Source organism: Plantactinospora sp. GCM10030261, assembly GCF_042666615.1.
GTDB lineage: Bacteria > Actinomycetota > Actinomycetes > Mycobacteriales > Micromonosporaceae > KBS50.
This window is the reverse complement of sequence record NZ_JBHTDD010000020.1, coordinates 1-13,659: the sequence shown is the minus strand read 5'-3', so window position 1 is coordinate 13,659 and position 13,659 is coordinate 1. Positions and strand designations below refer to the sequence as shown.

Below are 13,659 nucleotides of genomic sequence, written 5' to 3'. Positions count from 1 at the left end.
TCGTCCGGACCCGCCTGTCCACGGTCGAACCGCCGAGAGATCACAGGTGGTGGCGCCGCCACCGGCTCAGCTCCGTCTCCTCGGCCTCGTGCTCGCGTAGTGCCGACTCCCGGACCCGGTCCCGGGCTGCCCGCCCGGTCACCCGTTGGATCATGGCCAGCAGCAGACAGACGCCGGTGAGCAGGCCGAGTGCCGCGAGCGCCCGCATCTGGGCAGCGGCGAACGCGAGGGCGATGAGCGTGCCCGCGGCGAGCAGCCAGGAGGGCCGGAGCCGGCGGAACGTCCGGACGACGATTGCGGCCTCGGTGAGGAGGAACAACGTGACCGCCCCGTAGAGCACGCCGATCTCGTCCCCGTGCAGGTGCTGGCGGGGACCGGCCACGGTGGTGACGAGCACCTTCAATCCGAGCGCCGTGAAGACGATCGCGATGATCAGCGGCAGGTGCAGGTAGGTGTAGACGTCCCGGATCAACGGGACGCGTACCCGGTCCCGGGTGCCGTGCACCGCCTGTTCGACGGCCATCGCGAGGCTGTCGAAATGCAGCCACCAGAGAGTGCCGACCAGGGCGATGCCGAGCACCGCCGCACCGATCACCGGTCCGCTCAGGTCGAGGTCGTTGCCCTGCCCGGGCCCCAACCCCAGAGCGATCACCGATTCGCCGAGCGCCACCAGCACGATCTGGGCGTGCCGCTCCGCCCAGTGCCCGGCCGACGTCAGGGACCATCCGGCATACGGCAGCAGGAAGCCCAACGCGTACTCGACGACCAGAGCGAGCAGCCACGCCCCGAGCCGTACCAAGGCCTCGGTCCGCTGTCCCACCACCGTGAAGTACGGGATGAGCGCGCCGGCCAGGACCAGCCCGCCGGCCACGGTGGCCGGCACGGCGAGGAACCAGAGGTCCCGGCGTGACCGGGTGGCCGGATTCCAGACGCACCAGAAGGTCGCGATGGTCAACGCCCGGATTGTCAGGTAGGTCAGCGCGAACACCAGCGGACCGGGCAGGTCGTCCGACTGGTCGATGAACGCCCGCGGGGTCGCCAGCGCGAGCACGAGGACGGCGCTCATGATGCCGATCCCGATCAACGGCAGCACTCCGGTGTCCGCCCGGACGAGGTTGCCAAGGGCTGCGAATCCGCTCCAGCACCACCAGAGCAGGGCCAACACGACGCAGCCCGCTTCCAGCCCCAGCACGCTCAGTTCGTCGGCGAGGAGTTCGGTCACGTTGAGGAAGGCGAAGACGAAGACCAGGTCGTAGAGGAGTTCCAGCCGGGTCACCCGGGATCCCGGTGCCCCGGGGAGCAGCCAGCGTGACGATCGAATTCGCGCTTCGCGGCTGGCCGACTCACCGTGCTCCGCGGCCTCGCGTCCCGGCCGGTTGGCGTCCCCCACCGTCGGTACCTCAGGTCATCAGGCTGGTGAGGAAGTCACCGAGACCCTGCGCGATCGCCATGAGCCCACCACCGATGGCCTTCACGGTCTGGGCCGCCCCGTCGGGACGGAACGCCATGAAGAAGATGACGAAGCCGAGGAACAGCCAGGCGAAGATTTTCTTGACGGTAATCGGCATCTTTTCCCCATTCGGGTCGTGAACGGCTCCTGTCCGTACACGATTGAGGTCCTGATCTGAGCCGGCGCCGGATGGCGACGCGAGGGCTTCCCCGGCGGAGGCGGCTCGCAAACGGACCAGGACCGGGACGGCTACCGATGGGTCGGCAACACCCGCCGCAGGTTTGTCCCGTGGACAACCGGGTAGCGCCGTTCGTACGGCCCGAAGCCGACGTCGTGGCGAGGTTGCGACCCACGACCGACCAGGAGGCGACAATGGAGAGCCGGATCAAGGTGCTCGGCCACCCGCTGCACCCGATGTTGGTGATGTTCCCGGTCGCCCTCTTCGTCACGGCCGTCCTGTTCGACCTGGTCGACGCGTTCGGCGGGCCCGAGGTGCTGGGCGAGGTGGCGTACTGGAACATCGCGGTCGGGCTGGTGGTGGGCGTGCTGGCCGCCGCGGTGGGCTCGTTCGACCTGCTCGCTATCCCGGCGGGCACCCGGGCCAAGCGGGTCGGCGTCATTCATGCCCTGGTCAACATCGGCGTGCTGCTGCTCTTCGGCGGCGTCTGGCTGACCCGGATGTCCGCGGACGAGCCGAACGCGGCCGGTGCCCTGGTGGCCATCGAGGTGGTGGCGCTCGCCGGGGCCGGGATCGGCGCCTGGTTCGGCGGCGAACTGGTCGACCGGCTCGGCGTCGGGGTCGATCCCGACGCCCATCTCGACGCGCCCAGCTCGCTGCGCCCGGGCGGCCCGGCGAACAGCAAACTGGATCAGATGGGGGATGCGCGATGAGTCATCCGAGACGCTCCGATCGAGGCTGGGACCCGTTCGCCGAACTCCAGGCGCTGCGCGGTGAGCTGGGCCGACTGGTCGGCACCGCCCTGGTGGGTGCTGGCGGCGGTACGCCGGACGTGGACCTGACCGAATCCGCCGAGGGCTGGACGGTGACGGCCCGGCTGCCCGGTGTCGCCCCCGACGAGGTGGCGCTCGAACTGGACGATCGTGAGCTGTGCATCCGGGGCCGGTCCGAAGCGGAGGTCAACGCGGATCTTGGTATGCCCGGCACCGGCTCCCGCAGCCGCACCTTCGAGCACCGGGTGACCCTGCCCAACCACATCGACGCCGACCGGATCGACGCGGTAATGGATCACGGCCTGCTCACCGTACGGCTGCCCCGGGCCGCCCGCAGCGCGCGTCGCACCATCACGATCGGCCGGACCGTCCCCGGCGCGGCCGGTGCCGCGGGCGGCGTGAGCGTCGGCGTCGGCCCGGCCAGCCCGTCGCTGGCCGGAGATCCGGCAGCCGACCGGGAACTGCATCGACCGGACGTCGTAGACACCACGCTGCGCCAGCCCGGCTGAAGCGCGATCAGATGATCGGACGCGTCCGGGATCTGGTGCCCGAGGTCGAACGCATCGCCGTGCTGCGGGCCAACGCGCTCGGGGACTTCATCTTCGCGTTGCCTGCCCTGGAGGCGTTGCGGGCCGCCTATCCGACAGCCGAACTGGTCCTGCTGGGGGCGCCGTGGCACGCCGGCCTGCTCGCCGGGCGGCCCGGCCCGGTGGACCGGGTGCTGGTGGTGCCGCCGGGCCCGGGGATCCGGGACCCCGGCCCGGACGAGCCGGTCGGGCAGATGACCGACTTCCTGGCCGCCGCCCGGCGGGAACGGTTCGACCTGGCGATCCAGATGCACGGCGGTGGCGCCAACTCCAATCCGCTGGTCAGCGCCCTGGGCGCCCGACTCACCGCCGGCCTGCGGGCCGCGGACGCTCCGCCGCTGGACCGCTGGCTCCGATACGTGTACTACCAGCCGGAGGTGGTGCGTTATCTCGAGGTCGCGGGCCTGGTCGGCGGCCAGCCGGCCGGCTTCACGCCCCGGTTGGCGGTCACCGAGGGCGACCGGGCCGAGGCGCTGGCGGTCGCGGGTCCGCCGGACCGTCCCCGGGTGGCCCTGCACCCCGGTGCCAGCGATCCGCGTCGCCGCTGGCCGGCCGAGCGGTTCGCCGAGGTGGCGGATCGGCTGGCCGGTGACGGGTACGAGGTCTTCGTCACCGGCGGCGCCGGTGAGCGGGACCTGGCCGAGCGGGTGCGGTCGGCGGCCCGCGTGCCGGTGCGGTCGCTGGCCGGTGAGCTGTCCCTCGGCGGGCTGGTCGGCTTCCTCGCGAGCTGCGCGGTGGTGGTGTCGAACGACACGGGGCCGGTGCATGTGGCCGCGGCCGTGGGCACCCCCACGGTCGGCATCTTCTGGGTCGGCAACATGATCAACTGTGCGACGCCGGTCCGCGCCCGGCACCGGCCGATCGTCTCGTGGCGGTTGACCTGCCCCGTGTGCGGCGCGGCGGGCGGCGAGGACATCTACCCGGACCGGCCGGACACCGCAGGCTGTGATCACCGGGAGTCGTACGTCACCGACGTACCGGTGGTGGAGGTGCTGGCGGCGGTGGCAGACCTGGCGGCTGCCGATAACCTGCCGGCTACCGACCCTCGTCGGCGAGGATGACCTCCCACGCCTCCACGTCCCGGTCGGTGACCGTGGTCGGTGACTCCAGGTGGAAGGCGCCACTGGGCAGGATGCCGGCGCCGCCGTACCGCTCCAGCACGGCGAGCTGCGCGGCCACATCCTCGCCCTGGTGCCGCGCGTCCAGCAGGGGCCAGAAGTCGAAGCCGCCCGCCGCGATCAGCCTGGCCCGGTCGTACAGCACGCAGCCGCCGATCCAGGAAACCTTGTACGCCCGCCACTCGTCCCGACCGAGCGCCAACCGTTCCGTGATGTGGAGCAGGTTGGCAGCCGGATGGATCCGGGCCCGGTCCCATTCCGGGGTGCCGGGCCGTACCTGTTCGGCGACCGGTGGCCCGGACCACTCCTCGTAGTGGCGATGGGTCTCCGGCCGTACGTCGTCGGCGTAGGACAGCCCGTGCACCGCGTTACCGACGAAGCCGCAGCCCAACCGCTGGATCGCGGTGAGCATCCGGGCAGGCGCCCCCGGTTCCAGCCAGACGTCGTCGTCGACGAACATGACGTACCTGGCTCGGGACTTCTCGAGCAGGAAGGCGCGGTGTTCGGCCAGGCCCCGGCGGGGCAGCCGCCGGGTGAGTAGCACCGGATGGCCCTGGTGCCGCAGCACGCGCGCCATGGTGGCGGCTGCCGGCTCGGCCCACGAGGGCCCGTCGTCGGACTGGTCGCTCACCACCACCCCGAATCCCGGTGGTGAGTTCTGCGCGGCCAGGCCGGAGAGGGTGACGGCCAGTTCGGCCGGCCGGTTACGGGTCGGGACCAGGACGTCGAGCAGGCGGTCCCGCGCGAAATCGGCCGGATGACCGGGGTCCAGCGGCCGGTTCACCGCCGCCGCTCACTCGATTGGAAGGCACCCTCGTCGTCACTCTCCGGACGTGACGGGCCCCTTCCAGCCGCTGGGGCGCGGGCCGACCCGTGCGCCCGGATCCTGTCGATGATCGCCGAGGTGGACCGGTCCGGTACGTAGCCCAAGGTGCGTACCTCGCCACCGAGGTCGTGCACCAGCGGTGCCTCGGGTACCAGCTCGGGCGGGTAGTCGCCGCCCTTGACGTACACGTCCGGCCGGACGACCTCGATCAACGCGCCCGGCGAATCCTCCTCGAAGACCACCACGAAGTCCACGCACGACAGCGCGGCCAGCACGGCCACCCGGTCCTCGACCGGATTCACCGGGCGGTCGGGGCCCTTGAGCCGACGTACGCTGTCGTCGGAGTTGACCGCCACGATGAGCAGGTCCCCGAGGGCGCGCGCCTGCTCCAGATAGCGCACGTGGCCCCGGTGCAGCACGTCGAAGCAGCCGTTTGTGAAGACGATGGTGCGGCCGGCCGATCGGTGCCGGTCGACCAGGGCGGCGAGCCCCACCGGATCTACCACGCTGGGCCAGCGACCGCCCGCCTCGGGTGCACCGAGCGCGGCGAGCAGGTCCCCCCGGTCGCAGACGCAGGTGCCCGTCTCCGACACCGTGATCGCGGCGGCGAGCTGGGCGAGCTGGGCGGCGGTGTGCAGCGGCGCGTCGGCGGCCAGTGCCAGGGTCATGGCCGCCAGATAGGAGTCGCCGGCCCCCACGGTGTGGCTCGCCGGCACCGGCGTCGTGGCGTTGTGCCGTGGCTGCCCGTCGGCGCCCCCGACCACCGAACCGTCCGCGTCCAGGGTCACCGCGACGACGTCCGCGCCGGTGCGTTCCCGCAGTTCCGGTAGCCGGGACCGGGCCACCTCGACGCGGTCGGCGTACGGCTCGGCGCCCGCGGCCACCACCTGATGGTCGGCGAAGCCCAACTCGTCGCCGGTCAGTTCGAGGTCACCGGACGGGATCGACGTCTCGCTGGGCAGCAGCGACACCGCGTCGGGCACGACCGGCCGGGGTGGTTCCGCGTCGAGCAGGCGGGTGGCCTCGGCGAAGCTCGGGGTCACCACGGTCGGTGCCAACCCGCGCCATTCGGTGAGGTCGTGCGCGTCGAGGGCCACGATGGCGAACAGATCCCGGTGCCGGACCAGCCAGTCGCGCACCGGCGGGGGAAGCGCCCCCGCGCCGTAGTCGCAGATCACCAGCGTCGGATCGCCCTCGCCGCCGGCCCGCAACTCGTCAGTGGCCCGGGCGAGGGCGGCGAGCAGGTGACCAACCGCCTCGTCGGTGAGCCTGTCGTCGGCGTCCCCCTCGTCCTCGCGTACCAGGATCTGGTTGCCGGCCAGCAACCGCCGCTTGATCGGCGTGGGGCGGCCCGGTTGGGACACCGTGCGGTCCCACACGCCGGCCCGGTCCAGGCAGTCGTGCAGTTCGTCGCCGGCGACGTCCGTCCCGACGGGTGCCACGAGGGCGGCCCGGCCGCCAAGCGCGGCCAGGTTGACCGCGGTGTTGGCCGCACCGCCGGCGGCCACCAGCCGGCGGCGCAGGGTGAGGACCGGTGCCGGGGCCTCCCGACACAACCGGTCGGAGTCGGCGAACCGCCATTCGTCGAGCATGGCGTCCCCGACCACCAGCACGCCACGCCCGACCCAGCCATTGACCACGGCGGCGAGCCGGCGTTGTTCTGCTGCTCCTGTCGCCATACCGGTACGGGTCCCCGGGCGGCCGTCGGTCAAACCACGGTAGGCGACCTGGCACTCCTGGTGGCGTACGCCACTGTTGGCGACGTTTGCCCCTTCCTGGCCCGGGAACGTCATTTGGTGAGCGAGAGGAGACTGCCGATGGCACCGTCACTGCAGGGAAAGCGCGTCGCGTTCGTCGCCACCGACGGGGTGGAGGAGGTCGAGTACACCGAGCCCCGCAAGGCCGTGGAACAGGCCGGTGCGGTGGCCGAGCTGGTCTCCATGAAGCCCGGCTCGATCCAGGCATTCAACCACCTGGACAAGTCCGGGACGTACGACGTCGACGTGACCGCCGCCGACGCGGACCCGGACCGGTACGACGCGCTGGTGTTGCCCGGCGGCGTGGCCAATCCGGACGCGTTGCGGACGGATCCGGACGTGGTCCGGTTCATCCGGGCGTTCTTCGACACCCACAAGCCCGTCGGGGTGATCTGCCACGGACCGTGGACACTGATCGAGGCGGGCGTGGTCGAGGGGCGGACCCTGACCTCCTGGCCGAGCCTGCGCACGGACCTGGCCAACGCCGGGGCGACCTGGGTGGACGAGCAGGTCTACACCGACAACGGCCTGGTCAGCAGCCGGAAGCCGGACGACATTCCGGCCTTCTGCGCCAAGATCGTCGAGGAGTTCGCCGAGGGCAAGCACTGACCCGGTGCCCGTCACCGGCGCTGGCGGCGGGCACCGGGTGCCAGGCCAGGCCCGGCGCCCACGCGGTGGAAAGGGCCCCTTCCCGGTCGAAAGCGACGGGATGGGGCTCTTACCTCACGTGCCGGTGCTAACGGGACCGCCGGCCACGTAGACGACCTGGCCGTTGACGAATCCGGCATCGGGATGCACCAGGTATGCGGCGGTGTGCGCGATGTCCTCGGGCTGGCCCACCCGGCGTACCGGGATGGACTCGGCGGCGATCCGCTGGTGTTCGGCGAAGTCACGACTGAGGCCGCGGGCGGTGGCCCGGGTCATTCCGCTGACCACGAAGCCTGGTGCGATGGCGTTGGCGGTGACGCCGTGCGGGCCGAGTTCGAGGGCGAGCGACTTGGTGAACCCGAGGATTCCGGCCTTCGCGCTGGCGTAGTCGCTGCGGCCGGCGGTGCCGTGGGCCGAGATGCTGGACAGGTTGACGATCCGCCCCCAACCGGCCTCGATCATCGACGGGGCGACGAGCCGGGTGAACAGGAAGGGCGCGCGCAGGTTGACCCCGACGACGGCGTCCCACTGGGCCACCGTGAGTTCGGTGATGGTGGCGGTGCGGTTGAAGCCGGCGTTGTTGACGAGCACGGTCGGCGGTCCGAGCGCCGCCGACACCTCGGCCACGGCCCGGGTCACGGCGGTTTCGTCGGCGATGTCGGCCGCCACGGCCGTCGCGGTCCCGCCCGTGGACCGGATCGCCTCGACCGTGCCGGCACAGTCGGCCTCGGCGAGGTCGACTATCCCGACGGCCATGCCGTCCCGGGCGAGTCGCTTGGCGACGGCGGCGCCGATTCCGCCGGCGGCACCGGTCACGATGGCCACCCGACGCGTTGAGTTCATCATGGCCCCAGTCCACGGCAACCGCCGCCCGGCCCGGTAAGGATTTAGCGAGCGGCTACATGTTCGGTCTCTGGGCACACCCAGACCAATGCCGGGGATTGCGGCGCTTCGTTGCTTACTCAGCGTCATGTGGTCGCGAGCCCGTCCGTCGGCTCCACTCCCCTTTGCCGTGCTGTAGCCCACGCAACAGTTACTCAGGGCGACGCCGGTGAGTCGGCGAGGTCGGAGGCGAGGTGACCCACCGTAATCCGGCGGGGTCTGGGGTGGCATGACCTGCAGTCACGCGGCTCACCGCCTTCCCGCGCGACGGTCGGTCGGGCCAAGGGGTGGACGTCAGCCGCCGGCGCCACGGAGCCGGCGAGGTAGCGTACGGTCCAATGATCTACTTTGATCTTGGTGTCGACGACTTGGCCGACACCCGGTTCGCGATCTCGCCGGTGGCGGACACGGTGTGCAGCCTCTGCGTGCTGCGCGACCCCGGCCGGTACGCGCTGCACCTACCCTGGCGCCGGGACGTCCTCGATCGGCTCGGCGCGGTGGACACCCGGCTGCTGATGTCCCTGGTCGGCCGCAGTGGCGCGCTGCCGGACTTCCTCACCCCCCGACCGCCCGATTTCGCGCTCACCATCGACGAGGAACTGGACGTCATCCGGCGTACCCCGCCCGACCTGGTGCGCCGCGACCTGTTCGCCACGCACCGGCCGGACCCGCCGCCGGAGGTGCTGGCGGAGTCGCTGACCGGGGGAGACCGGGCGGTCGGCCGGCTCCGGGGCGCTTTGTGTGACCTGCTCCGGCACTACTGGGAACTGGCCATCGAGCCGTACTGGTCGCAGATCCGGTTGCTGCTGGAGGCCGACATGACCTACCGGGCCCGCCGGCTCGCGCGGGGTGGGGCCCGGCTGCTCTTCGCCGACCTGCACCCCAACGTGAGTTGGCGGGACGGGACGCTGCGGATCGACAAGATGATCGGCCACCATCGGGTCGCCGCCGCCGGTCGGGGCCTGCTGCTGGTGCCGACGCTGTTCGCGTACAAGCCGGTCCCGCCGCTCGATCCGACCGAGCCGCCGTGGCTCGCGTACCCGTGCCGTGGGGTGGCGACCCTGTGGGCCGCGCCGCCGGCCGCCGACGGCACCGCGCTGGCGGCACTGCTCGGGCCGCCCCGGGCGACGCTGCTGAGGCTGCTCGCCGAGGAGCTGCCCACCGTCGAACTCGCCCGCCGGCTGCGAGTGACCCCGAGCGCGGTCTCCCAGCACCTGCGGGTGCTGCACGCGACCGGGCTTGTCACCCGCAGCCGGGACGGACGGCGGGTGCTCTACCGGCGCAGCCCGCTCGGCGACCAACTGGTCGGCCAGGCGGTCGGCCATCCGGGCGCCCCCTGACCGCCACGTCAGCGGCCTGCCCTGGACGCTACTTGACCACCAGGTGGCCGGTCCGCTCGAAGGCGGCCAGGTCGGCCAGCGTCTCGATGACCGAGGTCGAGATCGGTGCCGGGAACTCCGCCGCCGTGAAGAACCGGGCGTCGGTGGTCTCCTCGGTCGTGGTGACCAGGTCGCCGGACCACCTGTCGACCCGGAACGCCACGGTGAAGACCTGGTAGGTGTGGCCCCACATGTTGGTGTGGGTGCGGTCCGGGCCGGTGTACATGGCGAACGGGGTCACCGCCGCCGCCCGCAGCCCGCTCTCCTCCCACACCTCGCGGACCGCGCACTCGGAGATCGACTCGCCCAGCTCCATGGCACCCGCCGGCATCGCCCAGTGCCCGTTGTCCGAGCGTTCGATGAGCAGCACCCGGCCGGCGTCGTCGCGGACCACCGCGCGGGCCCCGACGAACAGCAGGACCCGGTCGCCGGCCAGGGCGCGCAGCTGACCCACGTACGACTCGGCCCACGACAGATACGCCATGGTTCCTCAGCCTATGGGCGCCATGGCCAGCGCGCGGACGAGAAGATCCGAGCCGGCCACGCCTTTGAGGATGTGAGCCACACCACTACGGTCGTATCCATGCGTAGCACGATGATGGACGCCCCCCTCCAGGTCTCCCGAATCCTCGTCCACGGCAGCACCGTGCACGGGCGCTCCGAGGTGGTGACGTGGACCGGCGGCGAGCCGCGCCGCATGTCGTACGCCGAGGTCGGCGCCACCGCCGCCCGCCTCGCCCACGCCCTGCGCGACGATCTCGGGGTCACCGGCGACCAGCGGGTCGGCACGTTCATGTGGAACAACAACGAGCACCTGGTGGCGTACTTCGCGGTGCCCAGCATGGGCGCGGTGCTGCACACCCTCAACATCCGGCTGTTCCCCGACCAGCTCGCCTACATCGCCAACCACGCCGACGACCACGTGGTCCTTGTCGACACGACGCTGGTCCCGCTGCTGGCCAAGGTGCTACCCGAGATGACCACCGTTCGGCACGTGGTGGTGGTCGGCGGCGGGGACCCGGCACCGCTTGTCGCCGCGGCCGGCGGGCGGATCGCCGTACACCACTGGGACGACCTGCTGCGTGACAAGCCGGACCGGTACGACTGGCCCGAGGTCGACGAGCGGGACGCGGCCGCGCTCTGCTACACCTCCGGGACCACCGGCAACCCCAAGGGGGTGGCCTACTCGCACCGGTCCATCTACCTGCACTCCCTCCAGATCTGCATGCCGGAGGGGTTCGGTCTCGGGCCGACCAGCAAGGAGCTGGCCATCGTGCCGATGTTCCACGCGATGTCATGGGGCATCCCGTACGCGGCGTTCCTGTCCGGGGCGTCGCTGATCATGCCGGACCGGTTCCTCCAGGGCGCCCCGATCGCCCAGATGATCGCCGCCGAGCGGCCCACGCTTGCCGGCGCCGTGCCCACCATCTGGACGGATCTGCTCGCCCATCTGGACGCCAACCCGACCGACACCTCGTCCCTGCGGGAGGTCATCGTCGGCGGTTCGGCCTGCCCGCCCGCGCTGATGCACGCCTTCGCCGAGCGGCACCAGATCGACGTCGTACACGCCTGGGGGATGACCGAGATGTCCCCGCTCGGTTCGGTGGCCCGCCCACCGGCCGGCGCAACCGGCGAGGCGGCCTGGCCGTACCGCTACAGCCAGGGACGGATCCCGGCCGGCGTCGAGGCGCGCATCGTGGGACCGGACGGCCAGCCGATGCCCGCGGACGGGACCTCCGTGGGGGAACTGGAGGTCCGTGGTCCGTGGGTCACCGCGCGGTACGTCGGGGACGACGGCCCCGACCCGGACAAGTTCCGCGACGGCTGGCTGCGTACGGGTGATGTCGGCACCCTGTCGACGGAGGGCTACCTCACGCTCACCGACCGGGCCAAGGACGTGATCAAGTCAGGCGGCGAATGGATCTCCTCGGTGGAGCTGGAGAACGCGCTGATGGCCCACCCCGCGGTGGTGGAGGCGTGCGTGGTGGGGGTGCCCGACGACCGGTGGGACGAGCGTCCGCTGGCCACCGTGGTGCTCCGGGAAGGGACAACGGCCTCGGCCGAGGAACTGCGCGAGTTTCTCGGCACCCGGGTGGCGCACTGGCAGTTGCCCGAACGGTGGGCGTTCATCGAGGCGGTGCCGAAGACCTCGGTCGGCAAGTTCGACAAGAAGCGGGTCCGGTCCCGGTATGCCGATGGCGAACTGTCGGTCACCACGGTCGGATGATGTGGCGCCATCTGCCGCCGGTCGGCCGGACCATCGCCGTCGCGACCGTCGACGCGGTCGGTGCCGCCCGAGCCCGGGACGTGGACGGCTACGTCACGGCCACCGATCGGCTGGCCGCCGTCGATCCGCGACTCGTCGGACCGGTGCTCGGCACGGTCACCCGCATGCTGCTGGAGGAGACGCACCCGAACGGGCTTACCGGCGAGGACCTTCGGGAGATCCAGCGGCGAGCCGCCCGGTCCGCGGAGGTGTGGCTGCCCGACACCGACGGGCACGCGATCGGCGTGCTGCTCACCGGCGCGCTCGGCGTCCAACCGGACGAGGCCGGGCCGGTCGAGGCGACCGCGGTTGCCCGGCACGCGCCGCTGCTGCTCGCGGATCTGGTGACGGCCTCCGGTCTGCCGCTCGCCGACTTCCTGGACGCAGCGTTCGCCGAGACCGCCCGGACCGAGACGATGGAGCTGCCGTAGGGACTCACCGGGCTTCTAGCACGTCCCGGCGGGGCGCGCGGACGTTGTCGAGTTATCGGTACGCCGCGAGCCGGTCTGCGCTACGACTGCCTGAGCGGGGCGGCGCCGCCTCGCGGGCGGGTGGACGATGCGGCCGGGTGATCCGACGAAGCTGCTGCACAAGGGCGAGGCGACGCGGCGGGCCTCGTTCCTCGAACTGTTCTTCGACCTCGTCTTCGTCTTCGCGCTGACCCGGGTCGTGGCCCGGGCCGTGGAGGACCTCACGGCCGAGCCCGGGTACTCCCAGGTCGCGGAGGTGGCCGGCGACGCGGCCAAGACGGCGCTGGTGCTGCTCGCCCTCTGGTCGGTCTGGCAGGGCACCGCGTGGACCACCAGCCGGTACGACCCGTACCACCCGATAGTGCAGCTCAGCGTGTTGATCGCGTTGGTCTCCAGCATGGTGATGGGCGTCGGCATCCCGCGCGCCTTCGTCGAGGGCGGCGCCGTGTTCCTCGCCGGCTACCTGACCGCCCAGCTCAGCCGGCCGCTGTTGCTGTCCATGACATTGCCGGCGGGCGAGCGGCGCCGGCTCAAGCTGCGGATGCTGATCACACATTCGGTGACGGCGGTCCCGTGGGTCCTGGGTTATCTGTTCACGGAGGGTAGCGAGCGGGCCATTGTCTGGACCGGGGCGCTGGGCATCGAATACCTGGCCAACCGGTTCGGCTGGCCGGTGCCCGGCCTCGGCCGGTCCACCGCCGCCAAATGGAGCATCGCCGGTGAGCACCTGGCCGAGCGTTACCAGCAGTTCTTCCTGGTCGCGCTCGGGGAGGCGGTGCTGGTCACCGGGCTTACCTACGTCGACGGCACGCGGGGGCCAGCGCCGACGACGGCCTTCGCCGTGGCCCTCGGTACGTCGATCCTGCTCTGGAGGATCTACTTCTACCGCGCCGGCCAGATCCTCGCCGAGGCCGTCGGGGCGAGCCGGCACCCCGCCCGGATCGGCCGCTCCGCCGCGGACTCGCACCTGCTGATGATGGCCGGGTTGGTCACCACGGCGATCGGCTACGAGCTGACCATCGCCCACCCGAGCGGGCACACCCCACCCGCCTGGATCGGGGTGATCCTCGGCGGGCCGGCGCTGTACCTGATCGGCCGGTCCCGGTTCGAGCGGGAGGTCTTCAACCGCATCTCCCCGTCCCGCCTGATCGCCCTCGCAACCCTGGGCGTGCTCTTCCCGGCACTGCTCTGGGCACCGCCTCTGGTGGTGCTGACCGCGGCCGGAACGGTGCTGGCCGCGGTGGCGGCCGTCGACGCGCGGCGGGCCTGGGGCAAACCCCCAGAGCCACCAGCACCCCCCATCTAGCCCCGCCCCTGCCCCCTGC

14 protein-coding genes are annotated in these 13,659 nt (G+C 71.8%); 8 read left to right on the top strand and 6 right to left on the bottom strand.

What is annotated here, in order from left to right; genetic code table 11:
- Positions 1 to 40: 40 nt before the first annotated feature.
- Positions 41 to 1,276 carry a low temperature requirement protein A gene (locus ACFQUZ_RS22055; protein WP_377445377.1) on the bottom strand — a complete coding sequence of 412 codons (1,236 nt, stop codon included), beginning with the start codon at positions 1,274 to 1,276 and terminating at the stop codon, positions 41 to 43.
- 124 nt (positions 1,277 to 1,400) lie between these two features.
- Positions 1,401 to 1,568 carry a hypothetical protein gene (locus tag ACFQUZ_RS22050; protein ID WP_377445375.1) on the bottom strand — a complete coding sequence of 56 codons (168 nt, stop codon included), beginning with the start codon at positions 1,566 to 1,568 and terminating at the stop codon, positions 1,401 to 1,403.
- A gap of 254 nt (positions 1,569 to 1,822) precedes the next feature.
- On the opposite strand from ACFQUZ_RS22050, the gene ACFQUZ_RS22045 reads away from it, so the two are divergent.
- The 3 genes from ACFQUZ_RS22045 to ACFQUZ_RS22035 are packed head-to-tail and all read left to right on the top strand — an operon-like array spanning position 1,823 to position 4,049.
- A complete protein-coding gene (locus tag ACFQUZ_RS22045; RefSeq protein ID WP_377445617.1) occupies positions 1,823 to 2,341 on the top strand; it encodes a DUF2231 domain-containing protein in 519 nt (172 codons plus the stop codon).
- Complete coding sequence (locus ACFQUZ_RS22040) at positions 2,338 to 2,910, top strand: Hsp20/alpha crystallin family protein (protein WP_377445372.1); 573 nt, start codon at positions 2,338 to 2,340, stop codon at positions 2,908 to 2,910. Before ACFQUZ_RS22045 ends, ACFQUZ_RS22040 begins: the two co-directional genes overlap by 4 nt.
- Positions 2,911 to 2,921: 11 nt before the next feature.
- Positions 2,922 to 4,049, top strand: a complete 1,128-nt coding sequence (locus ACFQUZ_RS22035) for a glycosyltransferase family 9 protein (RefSeq protein WP_377445369.1) — start codon at positions 2,922 to 2,924, stop codon at positions 4,047 to 4,049.
- Here ACFQUZ_RS22035 and ACFQUZ_RS22030 read toward each other — a convergent pair.
- On the bottom strand, positions 4,024 to 4,890 hold the full coding sequence (locus ACFQUZ_RS22030) for a glycosyltransferase family 2 protein (RefSeq protein ID WP_377445366.1): 867 nt from the start codon (positions 4,888 to 4,890) through the stop codon (positions 4,024 to 4,026). The genes ACFQUZ_RS22035 and ACFQUZ_RS22030 overlap by 26 nt on opposite strands.
- Positions 4,887 to 6,611: a D-glycero-beta-D-manno-heptose 1-phosphate adenylyltransferase gene (gene rfaE2, locus ACFQUZ_RS22025; RefSeq protein ID WP_377445364.1), complete on the bottom strand. Its 1,725-nt coding sequence runs from the start codon at positions 6,609 to 6,611 to the stop codon at positions 4,887 to 4,889. The genes ACFQUZ_RS22030 and rfaE2 overlap by 4 nt, the downstream gene beginning before the upstream one ends.
- 138 nt (positions 6,612 to 6,749) lie before the next feature.
- Here rfaE2 and ACFQUZ_RS22020 point away from each other — a divergent pair, with 138 nt between their 5' ends.
- Complete coding sequence (locus tag ACFQUZ_RS22020) at positions 6,750 to 7,298, top strand: type 1 glutamine amidotransferase domain-containing protein (RefSeq protein WP_377445361.1); 549 nt, start codon at positions 6,750 to 6,752, stop codon at positions 7,296 to 7,298.
- Between the two features lie 114 nt (positions 7,299 to 7,412).
- Here the strand turns inward: ACFQUZ_RS22020 and ACFQUZ_RS22015 are convergent, their stop codons facing one another.
- Positions 7,413 to 8,180, bottom strand: a complete 768-nt coding sequence (locus tag ACFQUZ_RS22015; RefSeq protein ID WP_377445614.1) for an SDR family NAD(P)-dependent oxidoreductase — start codon at positions 8,178 to 8,180, stop codon at positions 7,413 to 7,415.
- 377 nt (positions 8,181 to 8,557) lie between these two features.
- Here ACFQUZ_RS22015 and ACFQUZ_RS22010 point away from each other — a divergent pair, with 377 nt between their 5' ends.
- Positions 8,558 to 9,559, top strand: coding sequence for a metalloregulator ArsR/SmtB family transcription factor (locus ACFQUZ_RS22010; RefSeq protein ID WP_377445357.1), 1,002 nt, complete (start codon positions 8,558 to 8,560; stop codon positions 9,557 to 9,559).
- 28 nt (positions 9,560 to 9,587) lie between these two features.
- Here the strand turns inward: ACFQUZ_RS22010 and ACFQUZ_RS22005 are convergent, their stop codons facing one another.
- Entirely contained in the window at positions 9,588 to 10,082 is a 495-nt protein-coding gene (locus ACFQUZ_RS22005) for an NUDIX domain-containing protein (RefSeq protein WP_377445354.1), read from the bottom strand.
- A 99-nt stretch (positions 10,083 to 10,181) separates the two neighbouring features.
- Here ACFQUZ_RS22005 and ACFQUZ_RS22000 point away from each other — a divergent pair, with 99 nt between their 5' ends.
- From ACFQUZ_RS22000 to ACFQUZ_RS21990, 3 genes are all read left to right on the top strand, one after another.
- Positions 10,182 to 11,825, top strand: a complete 1,644-nt coding sequence (locus ACFQUZ_RS22000; RefSeq protein WP_377445351.1) for a fatty acid--CoA ligase — start codon at positions 10,182 to 10,184, stop codon at positions 11,823 to 11,825.
- A complete protein-coding gene (locus ACFQUZ_RS21995) occupies positions 11,822 to 12,295 on the top strand; it encodes a hypothetical protein (protein ID WP_377445348.1) in 474 nt (157 codons plus the stop codon). The genes ACFQUZ_RS22000 and ACFQUZ_RS21995 overlap by 4 nt, the downstream gene beginning before the upstream one ends.
- 127 nt (positions 12,296 to 12,422) lie before the next feature.
- Positions 12,423 to 13,640, top strand: a complete 1,218-nt coding sequence (locus ACFQUZ_RS21990) for a low temperature requirement protein A (protein ID WP_377445346.1) — start codon at positions 12,423 to 12,425, stop codon at positions 13,638 to 13,640.
- Positions 13,641 to 13,659: the final 19 nt, after the last annotated feature.